Raw genomic sequence first — 20696 nt, 5'->3', positions numbered from 1 at the left:
CCCAATATATGCAAGTTAAATGTGGAACAGTTTAGCAAATGCTGTCGCCGAAATCGCAATTGTAGTGCCCGAAGTCGCAATTGTAGTGCCCGAAGTCGCAATTGTAGTGCCCGAAGTCGCAATTGTAGTGTCCGAAGTCGCAATTGTAGTGTCCGAAGTCGCAATTGTAGTGCCCGAAGTCGCAATTGTAGTGCCCGAAGTCGCAATTGTAGTGCCCGAAATAGCAAATGTAGTGCCCGAACCAGCAAATGTAGTGCCCAAAGTCGCAAATGTAGTGCCCAAAGTCGCAATTGTAGTGCCCGAACAAGCAAATGTGGTTAGCGAAACCATTTCTAAAAATCTTGGCAACAGATGAATCATCTGTAGGGTCACACAGCTGTTATTGGTGTCAACTTAACGTGAAACCCTTGTAAAAACGGGATTTTGAATTTACTAACTTACCATCATGCTTCGCGTTACCCCACCCCGGCTTTGCTGGCGCAAAACCTCCCCTCAGAGCAAGCGGGGAGGGGATTAAGGGGTGGGGTAAAACGGCTGCGGTACAAGCATTTGAGCTTAAGTTGACACCAATGCACTGCTGTATTCCCCTACCGTAAAACCCATCGGCGAAACAGTTCTACCATAATCCGCCATTTTCCCTGAGTTTCCTCAACTACATCATGACGCTTCAAAGTATTCAGCGCTTTTTGTAAATCAGCGTCATTCATGCCTGTAGACTGAGCTAAAGTATCCAGACTTAACCCATCTGGATGAGGTGCAAGTAATTGTACAATTGTTTGTTGACCGCCAGCATCCCGCGCGGCTTGACCCCAAACTCCATCAAAGTAGTAGCTTCCCCGTTGGAAAAATTCAGGGTCATTAATAACTGCTTCCACATCTTCTATTGTGAAAACTGGGTCACGGGGTCGTCCTTGCTCAAAAACAAAGTCATTGTAGCGGCGCACTAGCTGAAAACCCACGAGTTGCACTAAATATGGTTGACCGTGTGTCAAAGCATAAATTTCATCTAAAGCTTCCAAGATATAGTCGAGGGAGAAGTCTTCATTACCTGGGTTAGCGAGAATTTGGCGAGTAGCTGCACGTTCTTGAAAGCCTACATGAATAGGAATGACGCTGGCAAAGAAGGGTTGAAAATAATCTGCTGTCATTTCCTCTAAGGTGTGCAAACCAGCAAAGGCAAAGGCAATTTTAGAACTCATTTGCACCAACCCCCGCAGAAAACCCATAAAATCTATAGGAATTTTTCCGGCTTCAATTAAATCTTCAATTTTCTCAAACTCGTCTAAGGCAATGATTAACCCACCGTCTAGGTTTGCTTCCACTTGTTTTAAATAACGTTCAAAAGTCCGGTAGGGAAGATTTAGTAAATCAGCATCAGCTGGGGATGAAAGTTTTACAGTTCGAGAAATTTCATCACAAATTGCCATTAATACTTCACCGACACCTTGGGGGCTATCTCCTAAACGTAGCAAGTTGACATAGGCTAGCTGTATTTGTGAGCCTAGACAGTTAGCAGCGTTAAGCAAAATAGAAGTTTTGCCCATCCGCCTGTGACCGTAGAGAACTACAGACTGGAGTTGATTACCCATTACCCAAAGTTCTTCTAACTGTTTGATGATATCTTCTCGCCCAACAAAGAGATGACCTTCAACGGGGTCGCCTACAAGATAAGGATTAACCACAGGCTTGGTGATGGAAATTTCTCCCACTTCACCAGTGATTTGTAAAAGGCTTTTTTGCCAAGTTTGAGCAATATCTATAATTAAGCCTTGCTCTGCTTGCGGTAGTGTATCGGCTTGATTTAGGATTTTTGTGAGTTCGCCTAATGCTCGATTGAGAGCTAAAGATTTGGCTAAACGTGAGACGCTACGTTCAACAAACTGGACATCTTCAACAACTCGACGCAGATGAGTGAGAACTTCCCAGGTATCTGGACGTAAAAGCGGTTCCTGTGGAAAAGAAGGAAGTTGGATAGCAGCAATAGAAGATGGTTTTTTGGCTTTGTGAAACGTTGCTAGAGTTTGGGCAAGGGTGTACATTTCCTCACCATAAAGGAGAGAACGCACTACAGCAAAAGCCTCTATTGCTTTGGCTGGTTGTTTTTCATGCAGATGCCAGAAACCAGCAGCAGCAGCACGGGCGGGAGTATCTAAGCGAGTGTCTACTGTTAAGGGTAGGGAGATTGGTTCCTTGAAATAACGAAAGAATACAAAGCCTTTAACAAGTTGTAACTTGATTTGTTTTATCAAATAACCTGAAGCAAAACCTACTAATTTCCAATCAAAGGGATCTGTCGCTAGCAAAGAAACACGCCAAATAATCTGTTCTGATGGAGTTGTAATAAGTACTTTATTGACTGTTTGGAAAACAGGAATGAATTGTAGGGTATATGCCAGCATTTGATTGATATTATGTAAGCCTGTTTCCCAATCATTTTGCAACCAATTTTCCAAACGCCAGACAAGATTAGGAAAAGGAAGCGGAGTGATGCGGGGGAGTAGCCAGCTAGCGTTTCGGATGATTCGCAAGTTTAAAAGTGAGCCAATAAGCCAGGTTTCTGGACGTAGTACCGCCAGGCATACCGTCACGCCGAATGCCACACCTCCTGCCACACCCTCCGCCACGGCAAATGCCACGGCCAATGCCACGCCTATCGCTACGGCTACCGCCACGCTTCCCGCTACGCAGAACACCACACCTACCGCCACGCTTCCTGCCACGCCGAACGCCACGCCGAACGCCACGCCTTTGACCACGCCGAACGCCACGTCGAACGCCACGGTTTTTGCCCCGCCGAACGCCACGTCGAACGCCACGCTTCCTGCCACACTTCCCGCCATACCTACCGCTATACCTAGTGCCACGCCGAACGCCACGCTTCCTGCCACGCCGAACGCTACGTCAAAAGCTATGCTCAACACCACGCCAAACGCCACGCTTCCTACCACGCCGAACGCCACGCCGAACGCCGCCTCAAACCAGTCAACGTGAACATTTAGAGTCTGAAAAATTAGATTTATAGCTAGAAGCGTAACTATTGTTAAAACTAATCCTTGGAAAACTAACTGACGTTGGATAGGATTTTGAGGTAATAATTTCCATCCTTTTTGCCAATTCATTTCTGTTTCAGTAATATATCCACCCCCAAATTCATCCACATACCACCGCAAAGCTTGGGGAAAGAAAAACACCCAGTACAAAAGGCGCAGATAATCTAAAGGGTTCCAGAGGGAGAGGGGACGCTTTAACTTGGGTTTTAAGTCTAAGCGGGGTACAGGGGTCATTATTTAACCTCCATCATCACCCGTGAAGAACCTAAACCCCCAGCCCCCTTTGCACAAAAGGGGGAGTAATCTTGCTCCCCTCTTCGTAAGGGCTTGAGTATATGCACAAGTCTTTTAGAGTTACTACATAACGTAGAATAGGTTAATTTTTTGCAGGTCGATGCAACTAAGGCGCAGGTCGATACAACTGAGATGCTGGTCGATACAACTGAGATGCTGGTCGATGCAATTGAGATGCTGGTCGATGCAATTGAGATGCTGGTCGATACAACTGAGGTGCAGGTCGATGCAATTGAGGTGTAGGTCGATGCAATTGAGATGCAGCCCAAGAGACTTGTGTGTACGCCGCGGCTTCGCAAGGGAGAGGTTGAAGCACAAGTAAAAGCGGTGTCATTCATTGCAAACTCTCCACATACCGCGAATAAGTTTGATAACACAATTGCATCAGTTTACGAGGATGTCCGCCACTTTGTTGGATGAGTTGGATGATTTCCTCTTCAGTAAAATTCACTGAAGTATTAGCCAAACGGTTGGTTATAAAATGACGGGCGCTGATTTCATCCCAAGGTTTTATATTTTCCTCTTGGCAAATACCTGTTAGTGGAGATGTCTTGCGATTATCCTGACTATCGTTAAATAGCTTTTCCAGAGGTTCGCTAGCAGCTAAAATCAACCGCAAAGAAGCATCACGACCTTCAGCTAAACCGCGCAATTGATCCCGAACTTGGCGAGTAAAGCCGTTTTCAATTAACTTCCCTAAATTATCTATAGCTAATAGCACTTTTTTATTTTGCAAATTGCGAGTGAGTCTATAGCCTTTACTTTCAGGAATACCAATTTTATCGCACAAAGCAATGTAGAACTCATCTTCATCATGAACTCCATTATTTAAATCTAAAAAAACTGGCTCACGTGGTAAGCGCAAATAATTTCGTGCCTGTTGGCAAATCACCCATAACAAAGATGACTTGCCGATTCCTTCTTCTCCTATGAGGGCAACACTACTATTACTGTTAAGCACTTCAAATACCCGCAATATTTCCCGTTCCCTTCCAAAAAACTGTTGTGAATCTTCTATTCTGCCGCCTTGGGGAATAAAAGGATTATGATTTTGCTGCAATAAATTAGCTGAGTGTGATTGATTTTTTAGTAGTGGATTAGTTGGTTCTACAATTGGTTTTTGGAAAAGTGAAGCTTGTTCTGAATACTTTTGATATCCTTCTTTAATGGGATTTTGGAAATTCCTTTTTGTAACCGTTATTACTAAATATTTTGTAATCTTTTTGCATAACTTTGCACCCACCTCTCTCACATATTCTGCACTATAAGAAGCATCATTAACAATTTCTGTATACTCCTTCCCCTCCCACATCCCTAAAAACAGCTTTTGTTCCAATTCATTTAAGACTTGCTTATCGTTTGCAAGCAACCTATTAATGAATTTTAATGCTTCTTGTGAGTCCATTAGGTGTAGTTGAATTGGCAGAGCAAATTTAAAATCAGTCAGTAGTGTAATACTTTACCCTACAAACCTACATTTGCCTACTTTCCCTTACAACAATTTAATCACTCAAACTCCCTACTAACGCCTACCTATAGAACCTGTGTCTCAAGTGATGATGGTGTTACAGCAAAAAACTTGAGGAGTTGGAAAAATGGCAACTTTTAAACAACAGGTTATACTTGCTCTCATCGCTGCTACTGGCGCTATAGTGGCAACGGTAGCACCTGCATTAATTGAGGGTGACAAAAAATCTTCTTCAGAACCACAGCCCACTCGCGCCACTACTTCTACATGTGACAAAGTGAGTCCGGCAAAAGTATGCGTTGATAATGTCACTGTGCAGGTTAATAGTAACGAACTTCAGCAAGTGAAAAATGGCGATCGCTTACTCCTAAAATCTAGAGATACCCTCAGATTATCAAACGTTTATTATTGCATACCATCCAAAGCTACAGTTAATCAAGTAGAAGTAAAAGGACATCTATTTAAAAATGGAGTTGAGAGTTATAAAAATAGTTTTTTAACTCCTAGTACCTTTCCCATTAATGCTGCTTGTCATCATATTGGGAACTTCCAAAAAACCTGGAAACTTGAACCAGGACAGCATCGAGTCAGCATACCCATCATTAAGTATATTGGCAGCCATAGAATTGTTGACGGTAGTTTCTACTTCGACTTGGATGTTGGACAGTAGATTTAGTAGGACTTACGCAAAAACTCTCTGAAACTCTTATTTCTCCGTGCCCTCTGCGTCCTCTGTGGTTCGATTCTCCGTTACCTGTGCGTAAGTCCTGTTTAGTTTGAAAATAGGGAGTGGGGGTGCGGAGTGGGGAGATAAGGGAGACAAGGGAGACAAGGGAGACAAGGGAGAATAAGAACTCCGCACTCAACAGTCATCAGTCAACAGTAAACAGTCAACATTTTGAAAATGTTTAACAATTAATTGGTGAAAGAATTTGGCCGATCGCTTCGTTTTTTTAAAATGTCCAAAAGTTTGGTAAATTGGCTAGGAGGAGTTGCTGTAACTTCAATCATCTCTCCAGATATGGGATGCTGTAATTTGAGTCGCCAAGCGTGTAATGCTTGACCAGGCAAATTTACTCCTACTGAACGACCGGAACCATAAATAGGGTCGCCAACAATGGGATGACCGATTTTGGCGCTGTGGACGCGAATTTGATGGGTGCGTCCAGTTTCTAGTTGAAAATGGATTAGTGTGTAATTACCAAGGCGTTCTAGGATTCGCCAATGAGTGACGGCTAGTCGTCCGCCTTGTTCAACGGGTATGATAGCCATTTTTTTACGGTCTTGGGGATGGCGACCGATGGGTAAATCAATTGTGCCACTTTCAGTTTTTGGCGCACCGTAAACTATACCTAAGTATTCTCGGCGTGCGGTTTTGGCTTTGAGTTGTGCTTGGAGATGATGATGGGCAAGTTCTGTTTTAGCGATGGCGATCGCTCCTGTTGTATCCTTATCTAAGCGATGGACAATTCCCGGACGTTGGATTCCCCCGATTCCTGGTAAATTAGGACAGTGCGCCAACAGAGCATTTACTAAAGTCCCGTCTGGATGACCTGGTGCGGGATGAACCACTAAGCCCGCAGGTTTGTTGAGAATAATTAACTGGTCATCTTCGTAGAGGATATCTAGGGGAATATCTTCTGCTTGCAATTCTAAAGGTTGGGCTTCTGGGATTTCTAGAGTAATGCGATCGCTTACCTTAACACTAATCTTTTTAGAAGTGCAAACTTTACCATTCAGTTGCACATTACCTTCTTCGATTAACTGTTGGATGCGGGAACGAGATAAATCTGGTAATTCTTGCGAAAGATAGCGGTCAAGACGAACACCCGCGTCATTACTATTTTCTGGGATTTGTAAATGAAATTCGCTCACAATTGCTTTAAATTAATTCCCCATTCTTTAACTGAAATACTAATTTATCCAAAATTAATATACCATTTCCGAATCTACATTTTTTAACCTAGACGCGCAGCGGCTTGCAATCTGGAGGTATAGGACAAGCTTCATCTTCAATTAAGTCGCTGTTAAGCCGAGAGTAAGAAACATAAAGTAAATCTGGTATTGGTACCCAGTCTTTACCCTGACGTTTTAAAGTAATTGCCCATTCAATACCAAATGCCTATAGGAATCCGCTTTGATTACTGAAATTATTTGCGTAGAAGGGAACAGGGAACAGGGAATAGGGAATAGGTAAGAAGGAATCAAAATGTACTGATTTTTTTCAAAAATCAAATACTAGTCCTATATTATGACTTGCAGTCAGGAATTATTTATCTGAGGTAATCTAAAAATTAGATGTAGATGAGCCAAGCTGAACATCAATAAATGAGAAAACTTAGATGAAGAATCTTGCTATATTTGACAACAGCAAATTTAGTAGAAGCAAATGCGATTGATTTTATACAGTAAACCTGGATGTCATTTATGTGAGGGTTTGCAGGAAAAGCTCGAACAAATCCAAAATTTGAGTTTTGAGTTGGAAATTCGGGATATTACAACTCGCGAAGAGTGGTTTGGTGCGTATCAGTATGAAGTGCCGGTACTTTTTTTAGCGAACCGCCAAGGCGCAGAGGTACTTTTACCGCGTCCTTCTCCTCGTGCGAGTGTGCAACATTTGGAAGAAATGTTGCGTAAGTATTTAGCCAATTAGAAAAAAATAATGCAGAATAAGCGCAAGAAAAGTTTGTGACGAGGTTCGCAAAATGAAATTGCGGGAATTACTAACGGCGGTAGACAGTGTTGAAAAATTACCCAGCCATCCGGCTTTGGAAGCTGCGGAAGTTAGGGGTTTGAAGACGAATTCCCATGCTTGTGGTGTGGGAGATTTGTTTATTGGAATGCCAGGAACACGAGTCGATGGTGGGGAATTTTGGCCTAGTGCGATCGCTTCTGGCGCTGTGGCAGCTATTATCTCTCCCCAAGCAGCACAAAAACATCCTCCCACAGATGAAGCTGTGGTGATTAGTGCCAGTAATATCACTCAAGCTTGTGCCCAGATAGCCAGCGCTTTTTACGGTTATCCAGGGCAAAAACTCAAGCTGGTTGGTGTCACTGGAACCAATGGCAAAACTACAACTACCCATTTAATTGAATTTCTGCTGAATAAAGCTAATCTAGCTACGGCTTTAATGGGAACTCTTTACACTCGTTGGCCTGGTTTTGAACAAACTGCTGTCCACACAACCCCCTTTGCGGTGGAACTGCAACAGCAACTAGCTGAAGCTGTAAATGCTGGAAATGAGTTTGGGGTAATGGAAGTTAGTTCCCACGCTTTAGCACAAGGTCGAGTATTAGGCTGTAAATTCGAGGTGTCGGTATTCAGTAATCTTACTCAAGACCATCTGGATTATCACAAGGATATGGAAGATTATTTTGCTGCCAAAGCCTTGTTGTTTAGTCCTGAATATCTCAAGGGACGGGCAATAATTAACGCTGATGATTCCTACGGTGAGCGGTTAATTGCTTCATTAAATCCAGAACAAGTTTGGAGTTATAGTGTCAACAACAACAACGCCGATCTATGGATGAGTGACTTAAGTTACGAGCCGAACGGTGTCAGCGGAACCTTGCATACACCAAAAGGCGATGTAGCCTTTCGATCGCCTTTAGTTGGTCAATATAATTTAGAAAATCTTTTAGCAGCAGTAGGAGCAGTTTTACATCTAGGTTTAGATTTGCAGTTAGTAGCATCCGTCATCTCAGAATTTCCCGGAGTTCCCGGTCGCATGGAACGAGTGCAAATTAGTTCCCAGCAAGATATTAGCGTCATTGTGGATTATGCTCATACTCCAGACAGTTTAGAAAATTTACTCAAAGCAGCACGTCCATTTATACCAGGAAAGATAATTTGTGTGTTTGGTTGTGGCGGCGATCGCGATCGTACCAAGCGCCCAAAAATGGGTAAAATTGCCGCAGAACTAGCCGATATAGCAGTGGTGACATCGGATAATCCCCGTACCGAAAACCCAGAAAAAATTTTAGAAGATATTTTGGCGGGAATTCCCCAAACAGTACAACCAACAGTAATTGGCGATCGGGCCATAGCAATTCGCACCGCCATTTTACAAGCACAACCCGGTGATGGAGTATTACTCGCCGGTAAAGGTCACGAAGACTACCAAATTCTCGGTACTGAAAAAATCCATTTTGACGACCGAGAACACGCACGCGAAGCCCTACAGGCAAGATTAGGATAATTTGGGCATGGGGCATTGGGCGTTGGGCATTGGGCATGGGGCAGAGGCGAAAAACTCATCTCCCCATCTCCCCCATCTCCCCCATCTCCCCCATCTCCCCATCTCCCCATCTCCCCATCTCCCCATCTCCCCATCTCCCCATCTCCCCATGCCCCATTTTTCATCCTTCACATTTCTTTCCGTGGCTATTTCGTAAAAAATGCACATATAAAGGTGAAAATCGAAGACAGAATTATTTGTTTGCTTCATCCTTATTGTGCTTGACTCATGAATGTTTCTTTGGCTAAGGATCTGTCTGTTTATCAACTGGTTATGGGAGTGCAAGCGCCTCCTAAACCATTGTCCCTCAGTCCAGCTACTCTACTATCTCTGGTGAGAGCGCAAATCGACTTACTCATTGAGCAGCAAATTGCAGCCACTTTATGGGTGAAGCTACCACCAGAAAAAATTTGGCAATTAGAATTAGTCCGTTATCAATCTTCTGTAGGTGCGTCTAGTTTTATCTATACTTGCCAAATTGAGGATATTAACAAAGGGAAAGATCAGGGAGACAAGGGAGATGGGGGAGATGAGGGAGCAAGAGGAGAAAATATCCCCTCATACCCCTCATCTCCCTCATCCTCCTTATCCCCCCATCACATCCCCGTTTACTTACCACCCCATAGCCAACTGCGACGGGAAAATTTTCTGATGGTATTGTCTCCCCAGTTTTGTAGTTTAATTTTGGCTCATCGACCTTTGAAAAAACGCAAAAATCAAACTTCTGGGAAAGTAACTACTAATAAAAATCAGCCGTTGTTAATTATTACTAGTGTTGAGGGGAGAATAATTCAGCAAGTCTTAAATGGTATTCAACAAGCAATTACGCCAGAATCATCGCCCATTATACCTGCTGATTTTATTTGTCCAAGTGTGCCGGAACCTGTATTGATGAATCAATTATTGGCAAAACAACTCCTACGCCAAGATGAAATTAATCGGCAAATCGTCACAGTACGCACTACAAAATTACAGCAACAAAATCAAGAACTGCACAACAAGGAACAACTAAAAGATGAATACTTGAAAAATGTCTGTCAGGAATTACGTATACCGTTGACGCACATGAAAACTGCACTCTCGTTATTGAATTCGCCTAATCTCAAACCACCGCAGCGACAACGTTATTTGCAGATGTTAAATACCCAGTGCGATCAGCAAAATTCCTTAATCACTGGTTTGTTAGATCTTGTGCAACTCGAACATGATTTAGACGCTACAACTTTAGAATCAGTGCGTCTTTCAGATATTGTCCCTGGAGTTGTCAGTACATACCAACCTGTAGCCCAAGAAAAAGGAATTATGCTGGCTTACACTGTACCTACTGAACTTCCAGCTGTTTGGTGCGTTAGTGGTGGGCTGAGGCAAATTGTGATTAATCTGCTGCACAATAGTATTAAATTTACCCCAAATGGCGGTCAAGTTTGGGTGCGTGCCCGCCTCCAAGGCGATCGCGTCCAACTAGAATTCCGTGACACAGGTATTGGCATTCCTGAGAACGAAATTCCCAAAATCTTTGACCGCTTTTATCGCGTGCGAACAACAGCAGCGGAAGATCATGGTGGTGCTGGATTAGGATTAACGATTGTACAGCAATTGCTACTACGTTGTGGTGGTTCTATTGTTGTGAAAAGTAAAGTAAATGAAGGTTCCACATTTACAGTGCAATTAGCCAGTGTTGCAGATAGTCCAGCAGCGATCGCTACTGCTAATGAATAAACCTCTTGCAAAAGTGCTTTTTGCACTCTTGTAGTCAAAGGGGAAAGGTTAAAGGGGAAAGGGGAAAGGTTAAAGGGGAAAGGGGAAAGGGGAAAGGGGAAAGGTTAAAGGGGAAAGGGGAAAGGGGAAAGGGAAAATACCAAAACTTTCGCTCTTTCCCCTTCCTCTTTTACCAACTTCTGCAAGAAATCTAATGATAGAGGAAAATTGAAAACTCAGAATTCATCGAGTCAGAATTCAAAATTAAAATAGCCTCACGATCTAGCTAGCAGGCTTAAATGTCGTACTTGATTAACTTGCAATCTGTTGTAAGTTTTGGATTTTGGATTAAATAATTCAAAATTCAAAATTCAAAAATCGTTGAATTTTTTACTAGCTTATTGATTCTAAATTCTGAATTCTGAATTCTGACTCCTGAATTCTATCTATTTACTCGAAGGTGTTGGAATAGCAGCAATAATTTGGCGGAGCATCATCACTTGCCAATTTGGAACAGGAGCTAGTAATACAGTACCAGTTCCCTCAAAAGTATTGACCAAAAATTCACCAGAAGTCATGGAACCTAGAAAAGATTTGGTAGCTTTTTCAACGCGATAATTTAACGTGTTTGTGCGAGCGATCGCAAAATTTCCATCAACAACTAATCGGTCATTTCGTAGATTGATGACTTCCACAGGGCCTTGTGCAACCATCACCACTTTACCCCTACCTTTGACTTTTGTTTGAAACAAACCCTCGCCACCAATTAAGCCTGACACCAATTTGTTGCGTTCAACTCCTACTTCTACACTCCCATCACTCGCCCAATAAGCGCCACTATCTAAAATCCATTCACTACCGTCTAATTCTAAGATGTGATAACCAGATAAAGAAGGTTCTAAATATAATTCACCTGTACCTGTATATGTGGGACGGAAAATATTTTCTCCTGTAGCTAAAGACTTTAAAAACCCACCTGCTGAAGGAGCTTTAGATTCCATTTTAATGTTGCCATGTATATAGTACATAGCACCAGATTCAGTACGTACTGTTTCGTTTTGCAAAGTTATTTTGACTAAACGTAAACTTTCTCGTTCAATAACTTCAAAAATTGCCATGATTTTCCTTTTGATTGATGTCGAAATGTATACTTAAATTTGCAGCAGAATTTATATACATTTTTGGCATCTATTTTTACAAATGGCAAGTTAGATAAATCTGCGTAATTTAGTTAAAAACCGCGATGGATGACGTTGCACTGCAACGTCTCTACAGGGCGCACTGAGAGATTTATTGTTGTTGTGAATATCAATATTTGTTCTGCATTAAGTAGAAGCGATCGCACTTACTCACATCCTTGTATTTAATACCTCAAGTTTTTATTCCTATTGACTCTTAATAAATAGTACGTACAATTATACGTAGCAACTTATTAACATGAGCTTTTCACTGTTGGCTGAAAACGCATAACCTATGGTTCTGGGGAATTTTGGCAATATTTACTCAGATGAGCTAATTACTGCCACTGAGTTGAATCGTCAGCCTGGGCGAGTTCTAGACAAAGCTTTGGAACGTCCAGTGACAATTACTCGTAACGATCAGTCTTTTGCGTTGCTGCGTCGGGAGCAAGTAACTTCTCTGGTGAAGGCAGCTACTCAAAGTAAAACTGTTTTTGAAGCATTAACCGTGGCTTTTTCTCTATTACTAAGCAAAGAAATCGGCTTTGAACATTCTTATGGATGGTTGAGTGTGTTTGATTCCGATGAATTGCAAGAGTTTATCAAGGAGCTAAGTGAGGCTTTTGGGTTGATAGATTCCTCAACTACAGCATGGGAGATGATTGACGCGCTCATCCATGAATGGCATGAAAGTGCCATTGCTTACTCTAGCCCCGAACTGGCAGCAGCTTTTAGTGCTGAAATTGATGAAGTGGCATTAACTAAGCCATCTGCCGAGAGTGCTGTGTGAGAGAGTATGTCAGATAACCAACAAGAAAATCCCATACTAAAGAATTTAGAGCCGCAGACTATTTTATGTTCCTGACCTTGAACAGTTGAAAATCGTTGTTTACTATGCAGGGAAACATCCTTCCCCTGCACCTATTCCGTAAACTTACTCAACGTTTGTTAATGCCTCCAGTTGTACCAGTAGTTTTTCTAGAAGCTTGCGTCAGAATTTTGTCAAATGGAACGTTGGAGACATTATTGTGGACTTGTATGAAGTTTGCAGAGGGGGGTTTTGGCAAGGTTTATAAAGTGCGACACATTCATGGTAATCCTCTGGTATTCGCTGAATTTGTAGCGGGAGGAAGTTTGCATGATTGCATTTACCTAAAACAGCAATTCATCTCACGACTCATGCGAAGGGAAGCATTCAGTTTGCTTGGGGTCAGCAACGCCCTCCTAGTTTTTCGCGATCGCTGCTAACTTCCAAGGGGAGGAAAATTGTTAATATTTCTCCATAGTGTGGACGTTGACGAACAATCAGTTTCCCACCGATCGCCTGAAACAAATGTTTCGTTGCGGCCATATTCAAGCTAATAGTACCTGTTTCTGGCTGAAACATCAGCAGTTGACCAAGGGCTTTGCGAATTGGTGGTGTTGCTGGTGTAGTAGATTTATTTGTATCTTTAGATAACAGTTGGGGCGATAATTGTAACTTTAGTTGATCTCCAGCGGGAATTACTTGTACCTGAATGTGGCTACCAGGAGGTAAGCTGCGGGTAAAATTCTCCATCAACCCAGTGAGTACGCGATCGAGCATACTGGGATTACTAACCACAGTTGGTAATTGCTGCGGTAAGACTACATTTAAAGTTAAGTTGCGCCGCTGTGCTGCTTGTTCCCAACGGGGAATGCTTTGTTGCAACACTCGATCTAAAGACATGGGCGTTAGTTGAGTTTTGGAAGATTTTACTGGCGCAGAAGTTTCCAGTTCTGCTGCTTTAAACAGTAACTCCATACGGTCAATTTGCTCGCTACACTCGCGATCGATAATTTCTAACCGATTGATGACGCTCTTAGCCAAGTCCCGCCGCTTCAAGAGTAGGCGCGTCATGGTGCGAATAGTCGTTAAAGGTGTACGAACTTCGTGGGCAAAAGCCTGGAGCAATTCGACATCGGGATTGGGCATTGGGGATGGGGCATTGGGGATGGGGGATGGGTTATTTTCTTTGTCCTCCTTGTTAAGAGTGCCTAGTAAAGAGTCTCTGGTTTCTTCTGATTCTGTTAGTTCTTGAAGTAACAGCTGGCTAAATTGAACCACCATCCGGTAATCTGGTGCTAGTGGAGAATACTGTTGTACTAATGTATCCAATTGGGTAAAAAATTCTGGGTTAGTCAGCATTACCCGCGCTCCTAGCGATCGCCAAGCCTGCTGTACTACCTCCGGTTCAAAAGAAAATGAAAAAGTTTTTTTACCGTTTTTATGTGTTGCTAAAACTAGTACTAATGTAAATTTATCTGTAAAAACTAAGCAAAACTGTTCTGCCGCTAATGGATCGGCTGGTAATAAAGGAAGTACGGATTCACAGGGAGCAACTTCACAATCTTCAAGTGCAATCGTATCTGGCATCTGAAATGGCATCAGTGCCAAAGGGTTAAATGGTTTTGCTGTAAAAGTTACTGTCTCTAAGCTTTGAGCGAGTTTTGGCTGACTAAATAACGGTGCTGGTGCAGCTAAAACTAATCCTTGGGTAGTGTCACCTGGAACAGTTGCTAAACTATTTAATAGCAAGTGTTCTGTTGCTGCAAGGCTGACACGCCATTGCCGCTCTGCTTTTACTGGTGAACATTCAGCCACACTTGATTGATTTTGTGCCAAAATTTCCAAAAGACTTGGCAATATCCACTGGTACACAAGTTTTCACCCCTTAATTCAAGAGCGACGAATAAGGTCTAGGATAGAACCTCACTACTACCTAAGAGGTTATATTCATTTGTGTACAGGTAACAGTCGTAGAACCGAACAATTTGGGTGCAATTTCCGTTGTAAATTGAAAAATTGCATAAGGGAACTCCAAAAAATAAATTGTTCCGATTCAGGTCGTTGACTGTTCACTGTTGACTGCTGACTGTCAACGGTCAATGGTCAACAGTTAACAGTCTTCTGTGGAATATTTTTTTACTTGGAAGTCCCTTATACCAATTTGGAAAAAGAATGATACAGAGGTATCTAGGGGCGCAAAGCTTTGCATCCCTACAGATTTTGGAGCTGTTGCCAACTTACCATCTCGATTTACATCACCCTCAGAGTAGGCTCTGAGGGATTGGGGATGGGGTAAAACGTTTATGGAGAAAAAGCTTTAGTTGAAATTAGTTTATGCACAGGTGTGCATAAAAGATTAATCTATAAGAATTATATGTGAAACTCTCAGAAACTCTTGCTTCTCCGTATTTTCTAAAAAAAACTATAATGCTCCTCTCCCTGTTGGAGAGGAGTTAGAGGGAGGTGTCGAACTCACGTTATTGGATAGCCTTTGGAGATTTGAAATTTTGCACAATTGTACTAGTCTTCGCGTTCGCCAAAAGCTGTCTGTAAAATCACTGCCACACCTCCGTCTTGGTGATATTTATCTGCCCAAGCACGGATAACTTCATCTAATTCTTCCATAGCTTGCTGCATTTTTTCTGGAAGAATATCAAGTTCTTCCAACAAGCGCATAGCGTTTGGTCGTCGTTCTGCCCAATTTTTCATCATCCGGAAATACCGGGCGGTATCTTCTACCATGATGTAAGTGCGTTCTTGGTCATCTGCTGGGGCATAAAAAGGACGAGTCAAAGCATAGAAGGGCATTCCCCAAGGAGAATCAATGCGGGTTACCGTACCTGAGTAGAGCAAACGGCGCTTGATATGTTCGCCTAAAGCTTCACTCAAAGGCATTTGGTGTTCGGGTGGCAAATCTTCTTGCGATCGCTTGTGCAAAAATTCGATCAAATCCAAGAACTCAAATGAGCTAACTAACTGGGCATCAGGTAGATTGCTTGGTAGTTTTTGCTCAATTTGTCTTTTTTCTTCACTTGTCAAACTAGTACCAGGTACGCGCGATCGCCCCGGTTGCCAAGGATATTTTTCTAACCAGACATAAGGCAATTGAATAAGATACCGTGGTTCTTGAGAACCCAGCATCTTTAGTAGTTTCCCTTCAGTTAGCGCTTGTCTAACTTCTTCTACAATAATTTTTACCCGTTTCGGTTCCAAGTGGTGCAAATGCCCTGTCATTCGCAGGTTTTGTCCCTGCTCTAGATAAGTCATGTATATTGCACACTTGGCTGCTGTTGCGGCTGCGTCTAAAAATGCCCCATGCCTGTGCCCACTCGTCCGCATGGCACTAAAAGCCAGATAAAGCATGATCTGATCCATCGCACTGGGGTCAAGACGTTTGATCAGATCTATGTCGTTACTCATATTACAGACAATTGAATAGCACGTTTACAGAGTTTTTAATCGAGTGAAAATAGGTAGTATACACCTGGCTGAAGGCAATGTCTTTACTTCAGACTATATTAGTATGCGATAACTATGATATTGGCAGTAGTTGAAACTACAATTATCGCATATTTTCTGGTACACATATAGATTCAGTGTTGTTACAATAACTGTCCCTACATCTGTCGAGAAAAAGAGAAAACATCACATGTCCAGCTTTACGGCGCTTTATGTCCTCAAAGGCAACTGTGTTACAAAGTATCGACAAAGCTTTTAAGTTCTTTAGGTTTTTCTAGTTTGTTGTCTTTCAAGAGCAAAAATGTCAAGTTGCTTAGGGCTAATTATGACATGATGCTAGCTCGCTTCAAGTAAAAACTAGTTTACACGGTTCATCTGGGATATCTATAAACTCGAAAAAGATGGTTTTTATTTTGCTTTGAAGAATTATTTGTATTACACAATCGACCGGAAATCATCGAAAGCGTAGAAGCAAAGCAGTTAGCAGGTGTGGCAACATTCACAACCTCAGTCAAACCGCTAGTTGTGAAGTATTATCCTGTTCGCAACCTCCAGTAGTGTTTTGGCAATATAGCTTGCCGGCTTGAGGAAAAATCGTAGACATGAAGTAAGACAAATAATTTCAATTTCAAAATACCTGTTTATTTCAAACATCGTTAATGATTGTATCATTATTTTTTGCCTTAGTAATATATTTATATCTTTTAAAGTTAATTGCTTATGTGTATTTAAATAATTTATATTATCAAAAAGTCAAGGTTTCTTGATATTCAAATAAAGCTAATAAATCGGAGAACATTTATCTTTGTTGTGTTGCTGTACTGACCCCAAAAGCTGCTACACGAACAGGATTAACTGCGTAGCTAATGGGTTTTACTTAACCACAAAAATAGTGATTACTCAAAAATATGATAAAACATTTCCGGTTACATTTAAGCGTTATAAAGAATTTTTTTGTTGATGAAATTATATTTTTTTGACAAAAGTATTTTAAATTTTCATCATTGATGGTAGCCAACACAGGAGCAAGAGACGCTCAATCTAGGGTCAATATTCAACGGTCAAAAGTCTGGTTGTTTGGACTTTGTACTTTTAATTCCGAACAAACTTTAGGAATACAACTATAAAAATTAGCTTTGATTTTTTGAAATTATTCATACAGTGCGCCAAGCCCAGCCCAAGCACGAGTGGCTACAGAGGGAATTAAGCTTTGTCTGTAGGTAGTTAGGGAATAGGAAATCAGCTTTTTCCAGTTTAGAGTGAGTTTTTTCAGCCACTCCAATAAAAGTCCATTGTTGAAATTGTTATAACCATAGTCAATTCCTGAAGTCAGTCCTACTCACACTGCTCATATATACGTGTTTTCCTATCTGCATCAGGCTAAATCTCTAAAAATGCAGAGTGAGTAGGGAAATGTGGTTGTCAGTTAACACTCAACACTTAGGAAGTTACAAGTAAAAAATATTTCATAGAAGATTATTGAGTGTTGACTGTTGACCGTTGACGGTTCACAGTTAACAGTCAAGACTTTAAGTGCAAGTGTTTTCAATAGGGTTCGGATCAGCAGTATGAACTTCCCTTGTGGTCTGGGAAAAAGGTTAATGGTTCGACCCTTCGACAAAGCTCAGGACAGGCAAGCTCACCAACCGGGGTAAGGGGTAAAAGATGTATTTGAAACCTTTCCCCTTTCCCCTTTCCCCTTTCCCCTTTAACCTTTCCCCTTTCCCCTTTCCCCTTTAACCTTTCCCCTTTCCCCTTTAACCTTTCCGAATCCCCTCTATTGACACTCAACAACCATGTACTGTTGTTTATTTTTTGCAGTTACCGCTATTACGCAAAACAAAATGTGATGATAGCTACTCTAGCTACCATCACACTTGGACTGGTTGAACTGGTCATTTAATTAGCGGGAGTAGAGGGTTTAACTTGATTTCGCATTGCTTCAAAGCTGAAAGCTGCTGCGCCAAAAGTTACAAACAACACTCCTAGAATTTGTAGGATATCTAAATTTTCTTGAATGATTAACCCAGCGAAAATCACGGTTAAAACTGGGATGCTACTACCGATGAGGGCTGAACGTGAAGCACCTAATTTTGTAATTCCGGCATTGTTGAGCAAATAGCTAGAAAGAGTCAACACGCCCAAAATAAATGCGCTTAAAATCAGTTCCAGCATTTTTGTGGGGTCAATTAGCAAATTCCAATTACTTGGTAAAGGTAACATCAAGCAAATAAAGCTCAATACCAACATGGTGGCGAAGTTGATTAAAGTGAAAGTTACCGGATGCAATTTACTCGCACAAACCCTTGTCAGAATTATGTAAGCAGCAAAAGCTACGCCAGAAATAATGGCGGTGCTAATTCCCAGTGAAGTATTACCAATACCAATACTAGAAGAAGTTCCTAAAACTAATAATTCACCGCAGCAAATGGCTGCGATCGCTCCTGCACGGAATATGGTGGGGCGATCGCGAAACAAAAACCACGACAATAAACCGCTAACCATTGGATAGATAAAGAAAAGTCCGATGGCAATTCCTGTGGGAACTTGAGCAATAGCGATATAAATTAGCACTTGAGACAAAAATAAAAAGCAACCACTGACAATGGACAACACCAAAATCTGCTTTGTACCTGCATTGCTCGGTGTTGGATTTCCTCGCACTGAATTAACCAAGTTTTCTAAATCTTGCCATAGTCTGGGATGCAGTATCGGAGACAACAATACCATCAGTGGTACTACTACCATAAATCGCATGGTCAAAATTAAGAAAGTATTGCCCAAAGTCGGTGGTAGCAACTGCTCTACCTCTACTACACCGAAAATTTGGGAACCTTCATGAAAAATCACCTTAATGGCTACGTTGTAAAGCGAGGATATGACTGTGGACAACACAATCAGTACAAAACCAAGTTGAATTGCAGATAAACCAGAGGAACTGGGTGATGGTCGTGTGGGAGTTTTGGCTTCTTTCGGTGGCTCTAGTGCGGTGGCAGGTGTGGGTTTAGCTTTGGCCTTTGGCACACTTTTGCGGAGAACAGAAGCTAATTCGGGAGCATTAATATTTAGTGAAGGTTGTGTTGGTTGCTCCTGTGGAGCTGATGTATCAGGTTCAGAAGAAGTTTCTTTTTCTGATAAATCGTTGCTGAGAACAGAAATTGGTTCACCGGCTTTTTCCTGTGGTGGTGGAACTGGCTGTTCTCTTTGGGATAAGTCTTCAGTGGGGTTTTCTTTTACTGGTGGAACTATAGCAGCAGGTTGTGGCGGAGTTTGACTTAAAGACGAGTCGTTTCTGAGAACAGAAATTGCCTCAGTGGGGTTTTCTTTTGCTGGCGGAACTATGTCAGGCTGTATTAAAGTTTGATTTGCTGGTGGAACAGCAGCAGGTTGTGGTGGAGTTTGACTTAGTGAGGAGTCGTTGCTGAGAACAGAAATTGCCTCAGTGGGGTTTTCTTTCGCTGGCGGAACTATATCAGGCTGTATTAGAGTTGGATTTTCTGGTGGAACAGCAGTAGGTTGTGGTGGAGTTTGACTTAAAGACGAGTCGTTGCTGAGAACAGAAATTGGTTCAGTGGTGTTTTCTTTTGCTGGAGTTTGATTTTGGGGAGAGTCGTTACCGATCGCCTTTTCTTCAACAACAGCAGACTGTGATGGAGTCTGGTTTTGGGGAAATTGATTAGCGATCGCAGAACTTGGTTCGGGTGAATTTCTAACTACTTCGCCAAACTGAGGCGATGTCTCTAAAAAAGCGTTTTTTTCTGGTTCCGTCAGCTGTAAAACAGTTGGTGTACCTGTTGTTGGCGACTTGCGTGAAGTTTCTTGTATAGTTTTTTCTAGTCGTTCATACAAGCGATTCACAAACTCTGTCAAAATCACTTCCCCTTGCTGCTGTTGGCTGTACATCCTCGACAGCTGTTGAGAAAGATTACTTTGATAATTCTTTAATTCTTGTTGCAGCGAATTAAAAGTGATAGTAACCGTGTCATCAAGACTATCAAACATGTGTTCGACTTTTTCATTGATTTCACTCACTACATTGCTATTCACTTCAGCAGATTTCAGTGCACCTTGTTCGTAAGATTTACCCTCTATATTTTGCGTAGCTAAATTTGCCAGAGAGGATTGCAGTTGTGAAGATATATGCTTTGCCAGAACTTCTGCCAACTGACGAATTAATACTTGCTGCTCAGTAATTTGCCGTACTTGTTGTAAATGCTCTTTTTCTTCTACCAAGCTTTGGATGTCATCAGATAACCGATTTTTTTCTGCTTGCAGCCGCTTGATGTCTTCTTGTAAGGCTCTGAGGACATTCTGCTGGAGATTTTCTAAGTCTTCAACTACAGCCCAAAGAGCATTTTCCGCAGCTCTTGAGAGTTCGCCTCTAATTCGCGGATTTTCTGGTTGCTTCTCGAATCGCCCCATTAGTTTCTAACCTCTAACGCCTTGACAATAAAGCTGCTTTGCGTTGACTTGATTGGCACTCATACTAATTTCCTGTATTTT

15 protein-coding genes and 1 pseudogene are annotated in these 20696 nt (G+C 41.9%); 6 read left to right on the top strand and 10 right to left on the bottom strand.

The genetic code is table 11. The features are described 5' to 3' along the window. The first annotated feature begins 64 nt into the window (after positions 1 to 64). Positions 65 to 355, top strand: a complete 291-nt coding sequence (locus VF06_RS41290) for a hypothetical protein (protein WP_180267718.1) — start codon at positions 65 to 67, stop codon at positions 353 to 355. A 232-nt stretch (positions 356 to 587) separates the two neighbouring features. Here the strand turns inward: VF06_RS41290 and VF06_RS26880 are convergent, their stop codons facing one another. The 3 genes from VF06_RS26880 to VF06_RS26875 all read right to left on the bottom strand — a co-directional run bounded on the left by VF06_RS26880 (position 588) and on the right by VF06_RS26875 (position 4749). After that, positions 588 to 3284 (bottom strand): AAA family ATPase, encoded by a 2697-nt coding sequence (locus VF06_RS26880; RefSeq protein WP_099069741.1) that lies wholly within the window; start codon positions 3282 to 3284, stop codon positions 588 to 590. A 166-nt stretch (positions 3285 to 3450) separates the two neighbouring features. Continuing rightward, a complete protein-coding gene (locus tag VF06_RS39580) occupies positions 3451 to 3678 on the bottom strand; it encodes a hypothetical protein (protein ID WP_143861712.1) in 228 nt (75 codons plus the stop codon). After that, positions 3679 to 4749, bottom strand: a complete 1071-nt coding sequence (locus VF06_RS26875) for a helix-turn-helix domain-containing protein (RefSeq protein WP_180267537.1) — start codon at positions 4747 to 4749, stop codon at positions 3679 to 3681. A gap of 190 nt (positions 4750 to 4939) precedes the next feature. Here VF06_RS26875 and VF06_RS26870 point away from each other — a divergent pair, with 190 nt between their 5' ends. Further along, positions 4940 to 5482, top strand: a complete 543-nt coding sequence (locus VF06_RS26870) for a hypothetical protein (RefSeq protein WP_099069740.1) — start codon at positions 4940 to 4942, stop codon at positions 5480 to 5482. Between the two features lie 245 nt (positions 5483 to 5727). Here VF06_RS26870 and VF06_RS26865 read toward each other — a convergent pair whose 3' ends face one another. After that, entirely contained in the window at positions 5728 to 6690 is a 963-nt protein-coding gene (locus VF06_RS26865; RefSeq protein ID WP_099069739.1) for an RluA family pseudouridine synthase, read from the bottom strand. A gap of 106 nt (positions 6691 to 6796) precedes the next feature. After that, positions 6797 to 6928: pseudogene (locus VF06_RS42940) on the bottom strand (Uma2 family endonuclease); the annotation flags it as partial. A gap of 273 nt (positions 6929 to 7201) precedes the next feature. Between VF06_RS42940 and VF06_RS26855 the strand changes: the two are divergent. Both VF06_RS26855 and VF06_RS26850 read left to right on the top strand, forming a co-directional pair. Next, positions 7202 to 7465, top strand: coding sequence for a glutaredoxin family protein (locus VF06_RS26855; RefSeq protein WP_099069738.1), 264 nt, complete (start codon positions 7202 to 7204; stop codon positions 7463 to 7465). Between the two features lie 52 nt (positions 7466 to 7517). Next, positions 7518 to 9011 (top strand): UDP-N-acetylmuramoyl-L-alanyl-D-glutamate--2,6-diaminopimelate ligase, encoded by a 1494-nt coding sequence (locus VF06_RS26850; RefSeq protein WP_099069737.1) that lies wholly within the window; start codon positions 7518 to 7520, stop codon positions 9009 to 9011. Here the strand turns inward: VF06_RS26850 and VF06_RS41285 are convergent. Continuing rightward, the gene (locus VF06_RS41285; protein WP_180267942.1) at positions 9003 to 9161 is read right to left on the bottom strand and encodes a hypothetical protein; all 159 of its coding nucleotides are present in this window, start codon (positions 9159 to 9161) and stop codon (positions 9003 to 9005) included. The two genes, VF06_RS26850 and VF06_RS41285, sit on opposite strands and share 9 nt — an antisense overlap. Positions 9162 to 9278: 117 nt before the next feature. On the opposite strand from VF06_RS41285, the gene VF06_RS26840 reads away from it, so the two are divergent. After that, the gene (locus tag VF06_RS26840; RefSeq protein WP_099069735.1) at positions 9279 to 10769 is read left to right on the top strand and encodes a DICT sensory domain-containing protein; all 1491 of its coding nucleotides are present in this window, start codon (positions 9279 to 9281) and stop codon (positions 10767 to 10769) included. Between the two features lie 425 nt (positions 10770 to 11194). Here VF06_RS26840 and VF06_RS26835 read toward each other — a convergent pair whose 3' ends face one another. Next, positions 11195 to 11866: an AIM24 family protein gene (locus VF06_RS26835; protein WP_099069734.1), complete on the bottom strand. Its 672-nt coding sequence runs from the start codon at positions 11864 to 11866 to the stop codon at positions 11195 to 11197. Positions 11867 to 12221: 355 nt separating this feature from the next. Between VF06_RS26835 and VF06_RS26830 the strand changes: the two genes are divergently transcribed. Further along, on the top strand, positions 12222 to 12716 hold the full coding sequence (locus tag VF06_RS26830) for a hypothetical protein (protein ID WP_099069733.1): 495 nt from the start codon (positions 12222 to 12224) through the stop codon (positions 12714 to 12716). A gap of 420 nt (positions 12717 to 13136) precedes the next feature. Here VF06_RS26830 and VF06_RS26825 read toward each other — a convergent pair whose 3' ends face one another. From VF06_RS26825 to VF06_RS26810, 3 genes are all read right to left on the bottom strand, one after another. Beyond that, positions 13137 to 14606, bottom strand: coding sequence for a sensor histidine kinase (locus tag VF06_RS26825; protein ID WP_099069732.1), 1470 nt, complete (start codon positions 14604 to 14606; stop codon positions 13137 to 13139). Positions 14607 to 15254: 648 nt separating this feature from the next. Next, a complete protein-coding gene (gene hetR, locus VF06_RS26820) occupies positions 15255 to 16154 on the bottom strand; it encodes a heterocyst differentiation master regulator HetR (protein WP_099069731.1) in 900 nt (299 codons plus the stop codon). Between the two features lie 1938 nt (positions 16155 to 18092). Further along, positions 18093 to 20615: a DMT family transporter gene (locus VF06_RS26810; RefSeq protein ID WP_099069729.1), complete on the bottom strand. Its 2523-nt coding sequence runs from the start codon at positions 20613 to 20615 to the stop codon at positions 18093 to 18095. Between the last annotated feature and the right edge of the window lie 81 nt (positions 20616 to 20696).

The sequence above is a fragment of the Nostoc linckia z4 genome (assembly GCF_002608075.1).
GTDB classification, from domain to species: Bacteria; Cyanobacteriota; Cyanobacteriia; order Cyanobacteriales; family Nostocaceae; genus Nostoc; species Nostoc linckia.
This window is presented reverse-complemented; position numbering and strand designations above follow the sequence as displayed.

Bases quoted from the DNA above. Each gene is read 5' to 3' on its own strand.
- VF06_RS26835 (WP_099069734.1), bottom strand. From the start codon at position 11,866: ATGGCAATTTTTGAAGTTATTGAACGAGAAAGTTTACGTTTAGTCAAA.
- VF06_RS26840 (WP_099069735.1), top strand. From the start codon at position 9,279: ATGAATGTTTCTTTGGCTAAGGATCTGTCTGTTTATCAACTGGTTATG.
- VF06_RS26855 (WP_099069738.1), top strand. From the start codon at position 7,202: ATGCGATTGATTTTATACAGTAAACCTGGATGTCATTTATGTGAGGGT.
- VF06_RS26880 (WP_099069741.1), bottom strand. From the start codon at position 3,284: ATGACCCCTGTACCCCGCTTAGACTTAAAACCCAAGTTAAAGCGTCCC.
- VF06_RS26850 (WP_099069737.1), top strand. From the start codon at position 7,518: ATGAAATTGCGGGAATTACTAACGGCGGTAGACAGTGTTGAAAAATTA.
- VF06_RS26870 (WP_099069740.1), top strand. From the start codon at position 4,940: ATGGCAACTTTTAAACAACAGGTTATACTTGCTCTCATCGCTGCTACT.
- VF06_RS41285 (WP_180267942.1), bottom strand. From the start codon at position 9,161: ATGGGGAGATGGGGAGATGGGGAGATGGGGAGATGGGGAGATGGGGAG.
- VF06_RS26875 (WP_180267537.1), bottom strand. From the start codon at position 4,749: ATGGACTCACAAGAAGCATTAAAATTCATTAATAGGTTGCTTGCAAAC.
- VF06_RS26830 (WP_099069733.1), top strand. From the start codon at position 12,222: ATGGTTCTGGGGAATTTTGGCAATATTTACTCAGATGAGCTAATTACT.
- VF06_RS39580 (WP_143861712.1), bottom strand. From the start codon at position 3,678: ATGACACCGCTTTTACTTGTGCTTCAACCTCTCCCTTGCGAAGCCGCG.
- VF06_RS26810 (WP_099069729.1), bottom strand. From the start codon at position 20,615: ATGGGGCGATTCGAGAAGCAACCAGAAAATCCGCGAATTAGAGGCGAA.
- hetR (WP_099069731.1), bottom strand. From the start codon at position 16,154: ATGAGTAACGACATAGATCTGATCAAACGTCTTGACCCCAGTGCGATG.